We start from the raw sequence: 17,821 nt of genomic DNA on the forward strand, positions 1-17,821 counted from the left end.
AAATTAATGCTATACGCACTACCCGTTATTAGGTTAGATACAAAGGAGCCGCTCGGCCTAGATTCAAATGTATAACCCGCCTCAACAAATCGATTGCTTGCATAGATATTCATATTTGTTATAACCTGATTACTTGTGGGAATGTACGGTTTTCTCAATAGTTGTTCCCCATTTCCGTCAAGAGTTTGAATACTTTCGGTTATTCTGGCATCAAGCTGATTAAGGGTGGGTAGTTTTAAAAGGTCGTCAAGCTTATTTGAAGCATTCTGGGCATTTTTAATATCGGCTTCATCACAATCCTTTTCTTCTGGTTTGTCTGTTGGTTTGTCTTCATCAGGAGGATTATTTGTTGTCCCATTAGATATTTCCTCATCACAATCGTCATGGCAAATACAGGGGTCAGTGCAATCATCATCCTCTTCTTCTGTGTCAAAGTCATCGTTAGCGGAATTGTCGTTTTGGGAGGTGCCTGTATCTGAGGATCCGGATGACCCATAGGTCGTGGCTGTAGGAATATATCCGTTCCAAGCATAATCCGAATCATTGCTGTCCTCGTAATCAATACCAGATAGGGCATCGAAATAGGAGTCTACGGCATTGTCTGAGGCGTTACCCATAAAGTCGTTAAAGTCATCGTAATAATTGATGTCTATATCGCTGTCCCCATAGGTGTCATCGATGAAATCCCACCAGTTGGCCTGAGCTGTGCCGAGACAAAGGAGAAGCACAAGCGAAGTTACAACGCCGCGTTGTAACTTTCGAAATTTTCTTTGAAAACTTCTCATAACGCAGCTCCCTTTTTAATGATGACTTCTGATTCTGAAATGGTGCTGCCGGTGACCTGGACAAAATATACACCGGGTGTTCCACCTTCTAATTTTATTGGGAAGTCGTGCGTGCCTTTCTTGAATAGGAAGGGTGCTTGTTTGTAGACGCTTCTTCCTTTGGCATCAAAGACTTCAATAGTGAGTACTTCTTCGCTATTGAGTTTTATTTGTAAGCGGAATTCGTTGTCGAAGGGGTTGGGGTAAAGGGTTAAGAGTCTGGTGTCTTGTATATTGGAGGCCTTGGTTGGTTGAAGGGCAAAGGCCGAGGGAGGCATCCGATCTCCTGTATGGTTGGAGTACCTTAGGGCATTTCCATATAGAATCTTTTGATCATTTTCGGACTGGAGGGTCAGGCGCAGTTGGCGGAAATCAAAGTTTGGCTTTGCGTTGGGGTTCAATGGAATCATCTCTTCCACCTTCCAGCTGTTTTTGTCTTTGATCATTTTTAATCTGAATTGCGATTGTTCACCAAAGTTCCAGGTAAGCCAAAGTTCTTCTCCCGCAGATTGGGCTGATATTTGAATGGGCTCCTCTTGATCCAAGGCTTTCCCTGCCCAATCATAGGCATAGAACGTCCCTGCCCAGTCACCTTCCAGTTCTTCTGCTTTCGCATTGTTCTCAAAATTTACAAGGGTGTCTAATTTAGAGGTTGTTCCACTTTTTAGTTTACGGTGTCTTTTTTGGTGTTTGGCCTCTTCTTTTGAAAATTCGTCATTTTCTATGAGGTCTTCCACCCATCCATGTCCTTTATGCATTGCCTTTTGCCTTCTCGTAATCTAAGGTCCGGTTGATGCCCAGTAGGGCTGCCAATGCGTGCTTCATTACAGCAGTATCTGAGGGAGCCGCTGAGGGTGTCTGACTTTGTGCGTTGGTTGTGAGAAAGGACAAAGCAAGCACTAAGGCTGCAAGGCAGCCAGATATATAGTTTTTCATTGTTTTTTTATTTGGTGATTATTTGGTCACAAAAAGTGACTCTTATTTTTCCCACTTAACTTTGCCATTGTTGGTGCGGCCGTTATGTTTGAGCTTACGATGGGATTCTGCAGCTTTTAGGTATTGGGGCTGAATGGCTTTTAGGCGATGGATGTTTTCTTTTTGTTTGCTAACATCGTGCTTGTCACGCATGTAAACTACTTTTTCGAGCATCAGATAATTGAAGATTTGTTCTTCTATTTTCTTGAGTTCTGCCTCGTTGTAAGCCCCCGTTTCCCGCAAAAGATTTAATTTGTCGGCTGTTTTTCTCTTAACATCCGCATAGCCTTTGTTGTAGGCGTATTGCGTTGTTTGCTTGTCTGTAAGAATGGTGTAGAAAGTTTGTGTGAACTCTTTTTCGGCTTTGTTGATTTTGTTTACATAGCTTATGGGGTCGTCTTCAAAATACAAAGCGGAATCCAGATGGAGCTGATAAGTCATGCAGAGTTGCTGAAATTCTGATTCCTGCGCAGACGACAAATCGACAAGCTTTTTAATTTCGGTCATTCTTCTTTCAGCTGCCAGTCCTGTTGTTTCAACTTCAGGGACTTGTGCTCTGATCATTGTTCCTCCAAGGAGCATTATTCCCAGGAGCAAACACATTTTTGTGTCAATTCTCATAACTTTGGTTTTAAGGTTAATGTAAATCGACACAAATTTAGCTTTGTTAAGCTTTTGGGGGGGTAGAAATTAACCAAATATAGCAGACGTTTTGGTTTAAATTTTCAAAACCGAAGATGTTTTAAAGGTCAAATCTCTGCTTTAAACAAATAATTACTGCCTAGCTAATGTGTTTGTAAAAACCATCTGCACGGTTTTGGCCTATCTTAAATACTCCGTCAGCAATTTAATTTCAATGGCCGGTGAAATGCGCTCGTAAATAATGTTGTAGACCGCGTCGGTGATGGGCATGTTCACCTTGTATTTGTCATTGATTTCCTTGATGCTTTTGGCCGCATAATAGCCTTCCGCAATCATCAACATCTCCAGTTGGGCACTTTTAACGGAGTAGCCTTTCCCAATCATGGTGCCGAATGTCCGGTTCCTGCTAAATTGGGAATAGCAGGTCACCAACAAATCGCCCAGATAGGCCGAGCTTTTAATGTCGCGTGGGATGGGATGTACGGTGTCAACAAAACGCTTGATTTCCTGGATGGCATTCGAAATCAATACCGCCTGAAAGTTGTCGCCATAACCTAAACCGTGACAGATGCCGGAAGCAATGGCCATGATGTTTTTCAAAACGGCCGAGAATTCCGTTCCGTAGATGTCGTCGGTGACCACCGTTTTGATATAGCTGCATTGCAGGCGTCCCGCAAAGTCCCTGCCTTTTTTGATGTCCTGACAGGCGATGGTGAGATAGGACAGGCGCTCCAGCGCGACCTCTTCGGCGTGGCAGGGGCCGGAAATAACGGCCACCTGGTGCAGCGGCACCTGGTGGATTTTGTGAAAATAACTGCCAATGACCAGGTTGTCGTCGGGCACCAGACCTTTGATGGCCGACACAATAAACTTGTCTTTCAAGGACACGGTTAAATTGGCCAGCGTCTCTTTTATAAAGGCCGACGGATTAGCAAAAATAAGGATGTCCGACTGCTCCACCATTTCATTGATGTCAGATGAAAAATCAATCTGGTCGGTATTGAAAGCCACAGAAGTCAGGTAATTGGGATTGTGTTTGACTCTTTTGAACTTTTCAATATGGTCCGGGTTCCGGAAGTACCAATTGATACGCTCCGAGTTGATTAATACCATTTTGGCAATGGCTGTTGCCCAGCTTCCACTGCCAACGACTCCTATTTTTGACGTTGTTACGTCCATGGTTGTATGTTTTTCAAAAACACTGATCCGAGTTATTTGCTTATCCAGCTCGCCACCTCTTCTTTAGATGGATTGGTGAGGCCCAATTTGTTTTTCTTATTCACCCCGCATAAATCCTGATGCAATTTATTGGGATTTTCCACCTCAAGCAAATCTTTTGTTCTGTGAAAACCGGCCTTGCGAATGGCAGGCACCCATTCTGCAGGAATGCCCAAGGCAATGAACTTGTTGTCGTCATCCTTCTCCGCCTTTTTTTCGGGGCGCATTTGCGGGAAGAAGAGGACTTCCTGAATGGACGACTGGTTGGTCATGAACATGGTTAAGCGGTCAATTCCGATACCCATTCCCGATGTAGGAGGCATGCCATATTCCAGAGCGCGCACAAAATCCTGATCGATAAACATGGCCTCATCATCTCCTTTTTCCGAAAGCTTCAGCTGATCCTGAAAACGGCCCAGCTGATCAATGGGGTCGTTCAGTTCGCTGTAGGCATTGGCCAATTCTTTGCCATTTACCATGAGTTCAAAGCGTTCGGTCAGTTCCGGGTTTTCCCGGTGTTTCTTGCAGAGGGGCGACATTTCAACGGGATAGTCGGTGATAAAGGTGGGCTGAATGTAATGCCCTTCACATTTTTCGCCAAAAATTTCGTCGATCAATTTGCCCTTGCCCATGGAAGCATCTGTTTCAATACCCATTTGCTTGCAAACCTCATGGAGCTGTGCTTCATTCATCCCGGCTATATCGATGCCGGTGTGCTCCTTAATGGCGTCCAGCATGGTGATGCGTTTGAAGGGCCGCTTAAAATCAATTTCCTGGTCGCCCAGTTTCACTTTGGTACGGCCATGCAAGGCCAAAGCCACGCGTTCTATCATCTCCTCGGTAAAATCCATCATCCACTTATAGTCCTTATAGGCCACATAGATTTCCATGACGGTAAACTCCGGATTGTGGGTGCGGTCCATGCCCTCGTTGCGAAAGTCCTTGGCAAATTCATACACCCCTTCAAAACCCCCTACAATAAGGCGTTTCAAATACAGTTCATTGGCAATGCGCAGGTAGAGGGGGATATTCAGGGCATTGTGGTGGGTCGCAAAGGGACGTGCTGCTGCGCCACCGGGGATGGCTTGCAGGATGGGAGTCTCCACTTCGAGGTAGCCCTTTTCGTTGAAAAACTGGCGCATGGTATTGATAATTTTACTGCGCTTTAAAAAGGTGTCTTTCACCTGGTCGTTCACAATCAGATCCACATAGCGCTGACGGTAACGTTGTTCAGGGTCGGTGAAAGCATCATAAATTTGACCATCCTTTTCTTTGACAACCGGAAGCGGCTTCAGGGATTTGGCCAGAACGGTCAGTTCGGTCACATGAACCGATATTTCTCCGGTCTGCGTTCTAAAAACATGTCCTTTTACCCCAATAATGTCCCCAATATCAAGCAAGCGTTTAAATACCGTGTTGTACATGGTTTTGTCTTCGCCTTCGCAGATGTCATCGCGACGGATGTAGATCTGGATGCGGCCTTTGGCGTCTTTGATTTGCGCAAAAGAGGCGCTGCCCATGATGCGGCGGCCCATGATGCGGCCGGCCAGACAGACTTCGGTGTACTGGTCTTCATTGCCCTCGAAATTCTCTAAAATATCTGTAGAGTAGTGGCTGACAGGGTATTCTTCGGCCGGAAAGGCGTTTATGCCCAGTTTGTTGAGTTCGTTCAGACTGTCGCGACGTATTTGTTCCTGCTCGCTCAATTCAAGATGATCCATGTGTTGGTATATTATGTGTCAAATGTTCAAAACGGATGCAAAGATAACTTCAAATTACGCAATATAAAAAAGTAGAGGAAACTTTCACCTGTGAAAATTCTTTTTAAATAATTGGTCAGTTGGAACTTGCAGGGACAATCTTCAGCCACCCATGTTTTGCTCCTTCGGAACTGGCAGGTAAGGGCTGAAATTTCAGGTTTTGAACAAAGGATGGACTGGGACGTTATGCACGTGATAAAGTAATTGTCTTCTCTGCAACACATTTGGAAGGAGGAAACTTTAACAGCTTTCCAATTTATGTTACTTTTGCAGAGGTGTAGACAGCCTATTAAGAAGCTTGAAGAAATTATGGAAAACGTAAAAAGACGCATATCTAAACCCGATTGGTTGAAAATCCAATTGCCCAGTACCGGCAATTATAACTGGATGAACAAAACCATCCGCGACCATAAATTGCACACGATTTGCACCAGTGGTAAATGTCCCAATGCCGCAGAATGCTGGGGTAATGGTACGGCTACCTTCATGATATTGGGCGATATTTGCACCCGGGCCTGTAAATTTTGTAATGTGAAGACCGGTAAGCCGGGGCCTGTCGATTTCAAAGAACCAATTCGTATTGCCAGATCCATTCAAATTATGAAGCTGAAACATGCGGTAATTACGTCGGTGGACCGGGATGATTTGCCGGATGGTGGTGCGGGAATCTGGGTGGAAACCATTCAAAAGGTGAAAGAAATGAACCCGGGGACCACCATGGAGGTTTTGATTCCAGATTTTCAGGGGATGACCAATTTGATACAGCAGGTGATGGATGCCCGGCCGGAAGTCATCAGCCACAACGTTGAAACGGTGCGTCGTTTAACGCCGCAAATTCGCTCCAGGGCCAAGTATGATGTCAGTATGGATGTTTTGAAGTACATTGCAGCGGCTGGCGTGGTGGCCAAATCGGGCCTGATGCTGGGTCTGGGTGAAAAAGAACAAGAGGTACTGGAAACCATGGATGATTTGGCAGCCATAGGTGTCAGTGTCCTGACCATTGGTCAGTATCTACAGCCCTCGCCCGAGCATCTGAAGGTGGAGGAATACATCACACCTGAACAGTTTAAGTTTTACGAAACCGAAGGTCTGAAAAGGGGTTTTAAATTTGTGGAAAGTGGCCCCCTGGTACGATCTTCCTACCACGCCGAGCGTCATATTAATGCACTGAAGAAATAATGAGCGTACAATTTGATTTCAAAGATCTGGCCTTATTGATTACAAAGAAGCCTGGGATTTACAAGAACAGTTGTTTGAAGAGGTGGTGGCCGCCAAACTCTACAACCGCGAGAACCCCGCGGCTAAAAAGCCGGTGGTTAATCACCTGTTGTTTTGTGAACATCCGCATGTTTTTACTTTGGGCAAGAGCGGCGCACCTTCCAATCTGTTAATAACCGATGAACTACTCGAAAAAATTGAGGCCAGATTTTACAAAATTAATCGTGGAGGTGACATTACCTATCACGGGCCGGGGCAAATAGTCGGCTATCCCATTTTTGATCTGGAGGCATTGGGAATCGGAATTAAGGAGTACATCCATTTGTTGGAGGAAGCGCTTATTTCTGCGCTGGCCGATTTGGGCATAAGGGCCAGTCGCCTGGAAGGGGCGACCGGTGTTTGGCTGGATGTGGATCAACCCCAAAAGGCCCGTAAAATCAGTGCCATTGGCGTACGCGCCAGTCGTTTTGTCTCCATGCATGGCTTCGCCTTCAATGTGAACACCAATCTGGAATATTTCCGGCACATCAATCCCTGCGGCTTTATTGATAAAGGCGTAACATCGCTTGAGAAAGAGCTGGGTGCTCCGCAATCCATGGAAGCGGTGAAAGACTTGCTGTTTAAAAAGCTGTCTGCTGCTTTTGGGTTAACGCTGGCCTGATATTCTCGGCCCTACACCAAGTCTTTTTTTCTTGATAAGTATTCTGGTCTATTCTATGACAGCCGTTTCAAAAAAGTTACCTTTGAGGGTTAAACTGTTGTACTAAAAAATGGAAAAGCGCTGGACCGTATTAGAAAAAACCGATGAGGCACTTGTGGATGAACTGGTGAGGACCATTAACGTGGATCCTATTCTGGCTAATTTGTTGGGGCAGAGAAATGTGACGGACTTTAATTCTGCCAAAGCCTTTTTTCGTCCGGCCCTGGAAGATTTGCACGATCCCTTCCTCATGAAGGATATGGACATCGCCATTGGGCGTTTGAATTCGGCCATCCGCAACGGGGAGAAAATCATGATTTATGGTGATTATGATGTGGATGGCACTACTTCTGTGGCATTGGTCTATTCTTTTTTGCGGCGCTATTATCCCAATCTGGAGTTTTATATCCCCGACCGGTACAAGGAGGGCTACGGCGTATCCTCCCAAGGCATAGAAACTGCTGCCGATGCCGGCTGTCGGTTGATTATTTCCCTCGATTGTGGCATCAAAGCCATCAACAAGGTGAAATATGCCGCCAAATTTGGGATTGATTTTATTGTGTGTGATCACCATACACCCGGAGAGCACTTGCCCGAAGCCGTGGCTTGTCTGGACCCCAAGCGGCCCGACTGCCCCTATCCTTTTAAGGACCTGTCGGGTTGCGGTGTAGGCTTTAAGTTCATGCAGGCTTTTTGTCGACACCATGGTTATCCGGAAGAAGAATTGTATGAATACCTGGATTTGGTAGCGGTGAGCGTGGCTTCTGATATTGTCTCCATTACCGGTGAAAACCGGATCATGGCGGCTTTCGGACTATTGCGCCTGAACACGACCCCCCGCACTGGCTTGCAAAGTATCATCCGCATTGCCAATATGGAAAAGCGGGAGTTTATGTTGAGTGACATCGTTTTTAAAATTGGTCCGCGCATCAATGCAGCCGGGCGCATTGAGTCCGGTCGCGATGCGGTAGAACTGCTCATCAGTGATGATGAGTCGCTGGCCAAGCGGATGAGTGATAACATCAATGTCCACAACGAAACGCGTAAGGATTTGGATCGGCTGACCACTCAGGAGGCTTTGGAGATGCTCAACAGCCATCCGTCAGAGCGGGAGAAAAAATCAACGGTGCTTTTTAAACCTGACTGGCACAAGGGCGTCATCGGTATTGTGGCGTCTCGCCTGACCGATCACTATTACCGACCCACGGTTATTCTGACCGAAAGCCAGGGGGTCGCTACCGGATCGGCGCGCTCGGTCCATGGTTTTGATCTCTACAGTGCCATTGAATCCTGCAGCGATTTGTTGATTAATTTTGGGGGACATATGTATGCGGCCGGATTAACCATGTCCATTGAGCACATCGAACAATTCAAGGAACGTTTTGAATCTTATGTGAGTCGTCACATCCTGCCGGAACAACTTGTTCCGCAAATAGAAATTGATGCGGAAATCTCATTGAAGGACATCAACAGCAAATTTTTTCGCATCCTTAAACAATTTATGCCCTTTGGTCCCGGCAACATGAAACCCTTGTTTGTTACCCGCCGTGTCATCGATTATGGCACCAGTAAGGTGGTGGGAAAAAACCGGGATCATCTGAAATTGGAGCTCATTGAAGAAAATTCGAGTTCGATTATCCAGGGAGTGGGTTTTTCTATGGGCGCACATATCGATAAGGTGAAAAGCGGCGACCCTTTTGATGTGGTATATTCCATTGAAGAGAATGTGTTCAACGGCAAAACCTCCATTCAGATTATGGTAAAGGATTTACGTTTCCCGCATTAACTTTTCTTTTTCGTGCACCAACGGCCAGAACCGCCCCAATCAGAACAATGATGGCGCCCACATAGGCCAAAGGGGCCATGGCCGGTGAATCAAACCAGTGTACATTGCCCCACAAAAGAATTTCCAGCAATATAAATGTGATGATGGGATTCAGGGTGACGATGATGCTGATTTTATTGGCTTCTGTATATTTGAGCGCCATGGATAAACTTCCGTAGGCCAGGAGGGTGTTGAAGGCTAAAAACAGGAACAGCAACCAGATGGCTGCAGAGTGTGCCTGAAACAAGGCGCCAAAGTCGGCCAGAGGAATGTAGAGCAGCATGGGAAGGCCGTAAAGAATTAAATTGACTTGCATGGGCGGGGTTTTACGAACCATCACTTTATTAATAATGGCATAACCCGTCCACGTAAAGGCCCCGATGACGGTCCACAAAACACCTATTTGCAGGTCTGTTTTGGCGGGCAGTGACTCGAGTTGCGCGTGATAGAAAAAGAAAAACCCCACAGCTGCCAGTATAAAACCGGTGATGCGCACAGCTGTCACGGCCTCCTTAAAGAAGAGAAAGCCGGTTAATGCCAGAAGAACCGGACCAGCCTGTATAATGATTTGGGTCACTGCGGGACCGGAATAAAAGACCCCTTGCTGGAAGCCGATAAAATTAATCCCCAGGAGCAAGCCGGCCAATAGCAACAACCAGGGTGGACGTTTTAATATATTGAGAGAACGGGGATTCCGGATGCCCATAAAAACGGCCAGCGTGAGGAATGATGCGGTAAACCGCCACCAGACAATGGTGTAAGAATCGATGTAATTGAGCGCGACTTTTAGCGCAATGGCTAAAACGCCCCACATGATGGCAGTGGTGGAGGCCAATAATATTCCTTTGGTGGAATTGGTCATATTTAAGAACCGTTGATTATGCGTTTGCAAAAATACAACAAGGCTGCACAAAATAAATTATTATGAGTTATATTTGTAGAAACAATAAAACAGTCAATATTATGAGACAACTCTTTAATCCCAAAAGCATAATCGGTCTTTTAGCCATAGGCGTCTTTTTGCTTTCTGCCTGTAACATGCAACGCAAATCCTCAGGAGACAGTGGTGAAAGCGGCGAAAAACTTGAGAAAGCGCGTGTTGAGCAGGATGTTCGTGAGTTTGTATATCCCTTGCCAACTACCTTTGAAGTCACCGAAATGCTGAATCGCATCGGTGCTGCCTATATTCTTACCTTGTCCAATCCCGTATCCAACGTGGAGCGTTACCTGACGGAGAAAGCCAAAGCCATCAACCTGGGGGTTTATAGTGCCGACCTGAGTTATGCGAGTACCTACAACCAAAAGCAGGCCACCATTGATTATATGGATGTTTCCAAGAAACTGATTGACGCCTTGAATATCTCCGGTGCCATCAGCCCCGATATTGTTGAGGAAATTGAAGCCAATCAGGACAATAAGGATGCCCTTGTGAATTTGATCACCAATACTTTTTACGATACTTATGAGTACCTGAACCAGGCCGACAGAGGTTCTGTTTCAATGCTCGTTCTGGCTGGTAGCTGGGTAGAGGCTTTGTATATCGTGACGCACATTTCCGAAGACACTTTTAATAATAAGGAGATGGTCAAAATTGTGATGGACCAGAAGTCTTCATTGAATACCCTGATGAGTTTGATGGAAGTGGTCAAGGAAAAACCGGCCATTGCTGAAGTTATGGCTGATCTGAAACCCGTTCATGACATCTACAACTCGGTGGATGCCGGATCCATTACGGAATCCCAAATGGAGCGTATTATTCAGGAAGTGAATATTGTCAGAAGCAAAATGGTAGAGTAGATTCTCTGATTCTATCCTCTGTTAAATAAAAAAAGCTGCCCTGAGGCAGCTTTTTTATTTAATAGACTGTAACTTCTGATCCTGTTTCTTAGGCTATTTCTGTTGCTTGGCTTGAAGGTAGATGACAAGCGGTTCATGAGCTCCTTAATGTTCAGCTTTTCCAAAGTTTGTTGGGGTGCTGCTCCTGCAATTTGTGTTCAATCCTTTCTTGTATTCCAAAATGGGGGCTTTTTTTCGCCAGTATGTGCTGGAGACCTTGGTCGAGCATTCCGATGTTAATAAAGGTTAATAAAGATGGAATAATATAAATTTTTGATAAAAAAGTATTAGTCTTCTCAAGAAATGGGTGCTAATTTTGAGTCGTCTATAAAAGTGTATTTTTAACACTAAGAAGAAAATTTAGACCCAAGGTATAAAGTTTATGATTCTAACATACCCCGATGATGATGTACGGATCAAAAGATGAAAAAGCACTATGCTTGAAACTTAAAATAGCAAATATTAGCATTTTGATACATTTTCATGTGTTTTGTTTTGTGAGCCAATTTCAAACCTTTATTCAATTAAATTAAATACTTATGACAAAAAATCTGCGTTTGTTGTCTGTTTGTGTTCTACTCCTGAGCCATTGGATGGTTTTTGGGCAGACAAGGACAGTCACTGGAACCGTGACTGACAACACCAGTGAACCCTTACCCGGTGTAACCATTGCCGTTGAGGGGACCACAACTGGTGTGGTATCTGATATGGACGGAAATTACAATATTGTTATGCCGGAAGGCAGTGATGTTTTAATTTTTAGCTTTATCGGTTTTAAAAATCAAAGAGTGGAAGTAGCTGGCAGGTCCGTGATCCATGTCAGGATGGAAAGCTCTGATTTGCGACTGGATGAAGTGGTCGTAGTGGGGTATGGTACCATGAAAAAAAGTGACCTGTCAGGTGCTTCAGTTTCTGTTGGAGAAGACCAAATCAAAGGGTCCGTTATCACCAATATTGATCAGGCCTTGCAAGGGCGTGCTGCCGGTGTTAGCTCAATGGCTACTTCGGGGGCTCCCGGTGCTTCGGTATCAATAAGGGTGCGGGGCCAATCGACCATCAATTCCGGTGCGGAGCCGCTCTATGTGGTAGATGGTGTGATCTTACAAGGTGGAGGAGCCAGCGGCGCTTCTTTGGGTCTGGGTGACAGACTCGGAAACGGTAACATATCTGCTGTCTCACCCCTGTCAACGCTTAACCCTTCCGACATTGAGTCTATGGAGATTCTTAAGGATGCCTCTGCTACCGCCATTTATGGTGCCCAGGGTGCCAATGGCGTTATTCTGATAACCACTAAGAAAGGTAAGTCTGGTCAGGCCAAATTTGTTTATGATGGCATGTATGGCATTCAGCGGCAGGTGAATCGTTTGGATATGATGAATTTGCGGGAATTTGCCGATTATAGTAATACAGTGGCCATGGATTTCAGAACCACGGATGATCGGCCAGAATTTCAGGATCCATCTCTATTGGGGGTTGGTACCAACTGGCAGGATGCTATTTTTCAATTTGCCCCGATGCAACAGCATCAGGTTTCCGCACAAGGCGGCGCTAATGGCGTCAGTTATTATGTGTCCGGTTCTTATATGGATCAGGAGGGAACCATTATTGGTTCTGAATTCCAGCGTTATTCTTTCCGGGTTAATCTCGAAGCAGAACTCAAGCCCTGGATGAAGTTGGGACTGAATACGGCCTATTCAATGACGGATGAACGCTTAGGTCTGGCGGAAGGTACCGAAGGTATTATTACTTATTCTTTGCTGACGCCTCCCGATATACCTATTTATAACATCGATGGGGGATATGCCTCCGAGGTGAGAGAAGGATATACCCGAATCAATCCCATTGCCAAGGCGCAGGATGAGGATCTGTTGCTGGAGCGGGATAAGCTAAATGGGAGCATCTATTTGGATATTAATCCGATAAGTAATCTGACCTGGCACTCTGAACTGGGCTATGACATTGGCGGCTCCAGAGGAGAAGTGTTTCTACCGGAGGTGACTTACGGTAACTGGACCAGAGGCATTAATGAGAGTTCTATTCAGCGTAATAACAATACCTACTATCAGCTTAAAAATTACCTGACCTATGCGGATGATTATAATTCCCATTCCTATTCGCTGATGGTGGGACAGGAAGCCTGGGAGTCAGAATGGGAACAGCAAAGGGTGATCGGACTGGGCTTGCCTGGCAATGAGGTGCGGAACCCGGTGTTGGGAAGCGAAGCCAAAATAACTTCCGGCTTTGGCAGTTCCGCCATGGCTTCTTTCTTTGGTCGTTTGACATATAATTTTGATAGTCGCTACTATCTGACCTACACTTTCCGTCGGGATGGCTCGTCTAACTTCGGACCCAAAAATCGCTGGGCTAATTTTCATGCTTTTGCAGGTTCCTGGCGCTTTACCGAAGAGGCTTTCTTTCAGGACATGAGCCATGTTCTTAGCAACGGTAAGCTCCGCTTTGGTTGGGGACAAACAGGTAATTCCAGTATTGGTGGTTACGCCTGGGGATCTGCTATTAGCCGGATGCCATCCGGCTTAGGTATGGGCTTTAGACAAAGCAACATTGCCAATCCCTATATTAAATGGGAAACACAGGAGCAGTTAAATCTGGGTCTGGATTTAGGCTTGTTCCGTGATCGCATCAATTTGGTAGTGGACGTGTATGACAAAACATCTGAAGATATGCTGATGGATTTGCAACTGCCATCTTATATGGGCACCCGTGGCAATCAGTCTTCTGCTTTGGCGCCTCCAAAAGGGAACTATGGAACCATTAACAATAAGGGGATCGAGGTATCTTTGAATACCCGCAACATAGTGGGCGCTTTTGAATGGGAAACGGATATCCAGTGGTCTGCCAATAAAAACACCCTGGAAGCATTGGATGGCACTGCCAATGCGCATATTGAGGGGTACGGACAGTGGAGCGATGTGGTAACTGTCACGAATATTGGAGAACCGCTTTACAATTTTTACGGATATAAAGTGGTGGGTGTTTATGAAGATCTGGCCGATTTGCAGAATTCTCCCAAACCGGCCAAGTATCCGGAAGATGGTGTCAGTTTTGACCGTTATAATACTGCTTGGGTGGGCGACTTGAAATTTGCCGATGTCAGCGGACCGGACGGAAAACCCGATGGTGTGATTGATGAGTATGACCGCACCAATATTGGTTCTCCGATGCCCAAATTCACCTTTGGTGTTACCAATTCCTTCCGGTATAAGAACTTTGATTTGGCCTTGTTTCTGAATGGCTCTTATGGGAATAAGATCTATAATTATACAGCCATGCAGCTCTCTAACATGAAGAGTGTTTGGGACAATCAGCTGGCTTTGGTGACGGACCGGGCGCGTTTGGTGGCCGTGGACGCCAACAAGAGTTATCCGGCGACAACCATCGACAATGCATCTATTGCATGGGCGTGGAACGAGGATATTTCTAACGTGCGTGTGGCCAATCCGGACACCAAAATTCCAAGAGTCATTGCCAATGATCCGAATGATAATGATCGCATCAGCGATCGCTACGTGGAAGATGGTTCTTACCTGCGTATTAAGAACATTACCCTGGGTTATACCATTCCGGGACATTTGACCCGTCGTTACAGTGTGGACAATGTTCGTGTTTACATGAATATACAAAACGTTTATACCTTCACCGAATATTCGGGCTATGATCCGGAGGTAGGTGTGAGTACATTGAGTAACAATGTGTACGGTCTGGATAATGGACGCTATCCTGCCCCTCAGGTATTCACTTTGGGATTGAATTTGTCATTCTAGTAACCAAAAAAACAATCAGATGAGAAAAAATATATTAAGAAATGTGACATTGGCCATTTTCGTTCTGGTGGGCGCAAGTTCCTGTGAGGACTTTCTGGAACGCCCAACGGAGGATAATTACAATGTGGATAATTTCTACCAGACAGATGAGCAGTGCTTTCAGGCCGTCAACCCTATTTATAGTTCGCCCTGGTATGATTTCCAGCGCGGGTTCTTTAAGGTGGGTGAAGTGCTGGCAGGTAACTATTATTGGGGGGATCTTCCTATCAGACTTTTACCATTAACTCGACGGATGAGGATTTGGTGAACATGTCGGCTTCTTTGTGGTCGGTGAATGCCTATTGTAATGGTATTATTGAAAATATTGATATGAAGACAGGTCCCGAGGTGAGCGAAACCACCAAACTAACGGTAAAGGGTGAAGCGCTTGTTTGGAAGGCCATGACCTATTTTTACCTGGTTCGTGTTTTTGGAGAGGTGCCCATTGTGCACAACAACTCAGCCGAGATCGCTTCCGGAACCTATAATGATAAGTATAAGGCGACCATACCCAATGTCTATGATTACATTGTCATGACACTGGAACAAGCCATTGAGTGGCTGCCAGAGGAAAATGCACCTGGTCGAATCGACCGCTATTCTGCCTATGGATTATTGTCTAAGGTGTATCTGACCAGGTCGGGTTACGGAATGGATGGAAGTCGCGATCAGTCCGATCTGGATCAGGCTGCTGCTTATGCTTTGAAGGTGATTGAGGAAAGCGGTCGGGAATTGGTCCCCGTCTTTTCTGATGTTTTCAGATTGGAAAACAATCAATCCTCTGAAAGTCTCCTGGCCTGGCATTGGCGGGGTGACAGGGATCCCTGGACCCAGCAAAACAGTTTGCAGTCAGATTTGGCCTTGACCGGGTTTTCTGAATTTGGTGATACCTGGGGTGGTTATGCCGGACCTTCTGTGGATTTGCAGGATGCTTTTGGGGAGAATGCTTTGAGTTTGGAGCGACGCAATCGGGATACGCGCCGCAAAGCTACCATGATGATGTATGGTGATGTCTATGACTATTTTTGGGCAGACAAGGGAGGCTTTGACTGGGCCGACTATGTGCTGAATGTTCAAGGAGAGATTCAAACGCCAACGGGTGCCAATCAGGTCAAGCATTTGGTGGGAAATAACAACGACCATGTATTGGGCCTGGGTTATGGAATGGCCAATATGGCGACTGGTTTAAGTACGCATTTGCTCCGACTGTCGGATGTCTATCTGATATATGCGGAAGCCGTTTTGGGTAATCAGTCTTCCACTTCTAATGCCAAGGCTCTAGAAATGGTTAACCGGGTACGTGCCCGTGCATTTGGTAAGCCATATGAGGAGTTTTTGGAGACAACTGATTTCTTAAGTGTGCTTACCTTTGATGATATTTGGAAGGAGCGGCGTTTAGAATTGGCTACCGAAGGTGACCGGTGGTACGATTATGTGCGTTTGCATTATTACAATCCCTCCCGGGCGATTAATGAGCTTAAAGCTCAGCGACGCAGTACTTATAACGGACTGATGGCTTTTTATGAAAGTGGAACGCTGGATCCGGAAGTGACCTATTACAATGAGGATACACCGGCACCGAATGTGACCGATTCACATTTTAAACTGCCCTTCCCGGATACGGATCTGACCATGAACAAACATTTGTTGGAGGATGCGGTAGAAGTAGATATCAGTCAGTTTAGCTATTAAGGCCTTGAGATTTTTTATTGAAATACTTAAAGAAAATTTTATGAAGCTATTAGATATAAATAAATGGGGTCGATGGTTGCTGGTAATACTGGTAACCACGATGGGGATTACCTTCCAGTCGTGTGAGGAAGAATACCCTGATGCATATGAAGCCACTGACGGTAGGCCAGAAGTGTTTTATGTGCGGATGCCCGCACCTGAGTCGGCCGACTCACTCATAACGGCTGCCTTTATGGAGAGTACGATTGTTTTGGTTGGGAACAACCTGACCAGTATTCGGGAGATGTATTTTAACGATCAAAAAGCCATTTTGAATAGCAGTTTTGTGACCTCCAATACGCTTTTTGTGAATGTGCCCAAGAATATTCCGGAAGACGTAACCAATAAGATTTATATGGTTACCACCGCTTCGGATACGGTAGCATATGATTTTTCGGTACTGGTTCCTGCCCCTGCTGTAAATCGTATTTCCAACGAGTATACCTTTGATAATGATGAGGCGGTGCTGTATGGAGATTATTTCATTGATGACCCCAATGAGCCTTTGGCCATTACCATGGCTGGTAATCTTTCAGTCCCGAGTGAAAATATTTTGAGTGTTGAAAAAACTCAGGTACGTTTCATCGTTCCTGAAGGTGCGCAAAAAGGTTATATCAATGTGACCAGTATTTATGGAACCAGTCGTTCCAAGTTTCAGTTCCGTGACGACCGTGGCATGATCCTCGATTGGGATAATTTGAATGCCAATGGCGGATGGCGCGCAGGAGTGCTGCGTGAGGAAGATCCGGTGGAAGGCATCGACGGAAAGTACGTTTATTTCTCGGGTAATATTCCGGGCGATTTAAGCGACTGGAATGAGGATGGTTTCTCATTTAACTTGTGGGGTACGGCCAATGGACGTCCTGCCGGTGATTTATTTGATGTCGATCTGGACAATGCCTTGTTGAAATTTGAGATCAATGTACCCGAAGCCTGGTCGGGCAATGCCTTGCAAATGATTTTTACGCCCCATTCAACCGGTGGAACCAATAGCTATATCGCCGATGGGGTAACGCCCCGGGGCTTGTGGTATCCCTGGAAAGATGAAGGATCCTACCAAACAGATGGTTGGGTAACCGTCAGCTTTCCGCTGAAGGACTTTAAATACGACCACACAGGAAGAGAGATTGGCGCAGCCGGTCCAGGTAACTATGGGGGGCTCACCTTCTTTGTGTATGGTGGCGGTATTGAAGGAGCGCCAAGTTCACCTAAGATTGCCATCGACAACATTCGTGTTGTACCGGCCGAATAATTGCTAATTCAAAATAATG

The 17,821-nt window shown here is 45.7% G+C and carries 14 protein-coding genes and 1 pseudogene; 8 read left to right on the forward strand and 7 right to left on the reverse strand.

What is annotated here, in order from left to right; genetic code table 11:
• From JCM15548_RS05335 to lysS, 6 genes are all read right to left on the reverse strand, one after another.
• A partial coding sequence (locus tag JCM15548_RS05335; RefSeq protein ID WP_157482446.1) for a hypothetical protein occupies positions 1-785 on the reverse strand: 785 nt, incomplete at its 3' end.
• Complete coding sequence (locus tag JCM15548_RS05340) at positions 782-1,582, reverse strand: T9SS type A sorting domain-containing protein (RefSeq protein ID WP_062123029.1); 801 nt, start codon at positions 1,580-1,582, stop codon at positions 782-784. The genes JCM15548_RS05340 and JCM15548_RS05335, both read right to left, overlap by 4 nt.
• On the reverse strand, positions 1,575-1,760 hold the full coding sequence (locus JCM15548_RS05345; protein WP_062123032.1) for a hypothetical protein: 186 nt from the start codon (positions 1,758-1,760) through the stop codon (positions 1,575-1,577). Before JCM15548_RS05345 ends, JCM15548_RS05340 begins: the two co-directional genes overlap by 8 nt.
• A gap of 42 nt (positions 1,761-1,802) precedes the next feature.
• Positions 1,803-2,420 (reverse strand): hypothetical protein, encoded by a 618-nt coding sequence (locus JCM15548_RS05350; protein WP_157482448.1) that lies wholly within the window; start codon positions 2,418-2,420, stop codon positions 1,803-1,805.
• A gap of 201 nt (positions 2,421-2,621) precedes the next feature.
• Entirely contained in the window at positions 2,622-3,620 is a 999-nt protein-coding gene (locus JCM15548_RS05355) for an NAD(P)H-dependent glycerol-3-phosphate dehydrogenase (protein ID WP_062123038.1), read from the reverse strand.
• 32 nt (positions 3,621-3,652) lie between these two features.
• Positions 3,653-5,380 (reverse strand): lysine--tRNA ligase, encoded by a 1,728-nt coding sequence (gene lysS / locus JCM15548_RS05360; protein WP_062123041.1) that lies wholly within the window; start codon positions 5,378-5,380, stop codon positions 3,653-3,655.
• A gap of 297 nt (positions 5,381-5,677) precedes the next feature.
• Here lysS and lipA point away from each other — a divergent pair, with 297 nt between their 5' ends.
• The 3 genes and pseudogenes from lipA to recJ all read left to right on the forward strand — a co-directional run bounded on the left by lipA (position 5,678) and on the right by recJ (position 9,123).
• Positions 5,678-6,598: a lipoyl synthase gene (gene lipA, locus JCM15548_RS05365; RefSeq protein ID WP_083984984.1), complete on the forward strand. Its 921-nt coding sequence runs from the start codon at positions 5,678-5,680 to the stop codon at positions 6,596-6,598.
• Between the two features lie 31 nt (positions 6,599-6,629).
• Positions 6,630-7,298 (forward strand): annotated as a pseudogene (gene lipB, locus JCM15548_RS05370) (lipoyl(octanoyl) transferase LipB); the annotation flags it as partial.
• A gap of 109 nt (positions 7,299-7,407) precedes the next feature.
• Complete coding sequence (recJ, locus tag JCM15548_RS05375) at positions 7,408-9,123, forward strand: single-stranded-DNA-specific exonuclease RecJ (RefSeq protein WP_062123052.1); 1,716 nt, start codon at positions 7,408-7,410, stop codon at positions 9,121-9,123.
• Here the strand turns inward: recJ and JCM15548_RS05380 are convergent.
• Positions 9,092-10,024, reverse strand: coding sequence for a DMT family transporter (locus JCM15548_RS05380; protein WP_062123056.1), 933 nt, complete (start codon positions 10,022-10,024; stop codon positions 9,092-9,094). The genes recJ and JCM15548_RS05380 overlap by 32 nt on opposite strands.
• Positions 10,025-10,125: 101 nt before the next feature.
• Here JCM15548_RS05380 and JCM15548_RS05385 point away from each other — a divergent pair, with 101 nt between their 5' ends.
• From JCM15548_RS05385 to JCM15548_RS05400, 5 genes are all read left to right on the forward strand, one after another.
• Positions 10,126-10,959, forward strand: coding sequence for a hypothetical protein (locus JCM15548_RS05385; protein ID WP_062123059.1), 834 nt, complete (start codon positions 10,126-10,128; stop codon positions 10,957-10,959).
• 578 nt (positions 10,960-11,537) lie between these two features.
• The gene (locus tag JCM15548_RS05390) at positions 11,538-14,780 is read left to right on the forward strand and encodes a SusC/RagA family TonB-linked outer membrane protein (protein WP_062123061.1); all 3,243 of its coding nucleotides are present in this window, start codon (positions 11,538-11,540) and stop codon (positions 14,778-14,780) included.
• Positions 14,781-14,799: 19 nt separating this feature from the next.
• Entirely contained in the window at positions 14,800-15,087 is a 288-nt protein-coding gene (locus JCM15548_RS23125) for a hypothetical protein (protein ID WP_227625505.1), read from the forward strand.
• Positions 15,030-16,511 carry a RagB/SusD family nutrient uptake outer membrane protein gene (locus JCM15548_RS05395; protein ID WP_227625506.1) on the forward strand — a complete coding sequence of 494 codons (1,482 nt, stop codon included), beginning with the start codon at positions 15,030-15,032 and terminating at the stop codon, positions 16,509-16,511. The genes JCM15548_RS23125 and JCM15548_RS05395 overlap by 58 nt, the downstream gene beginning before the upstream one ends.
• Positions 16,512-16,551: 40 nt before the next feature.
• Positions 16,552-17,802, forward strand: coding sequence for a glycan-binding surface protein (locus JCM15548_RS05400; protein WP_157482450.1), 1,251 nt, complete (start codon positions 16,552-16,554; stop codon positions 17,800-17,802).
• The last annotated feature ends 19 nt before the right edge of the window (positions 17,803-17,821 follow it).

It is taken from the genome of Geofilum rubicundum JCM 15548, assembly GCF_000974365.1.
Lineage (GTDB): Bacteria > Bacteroidota > Bacteroidia > Bacteroidales > Marinilabiliaceae > Geofilum > Geofilum rubicundum.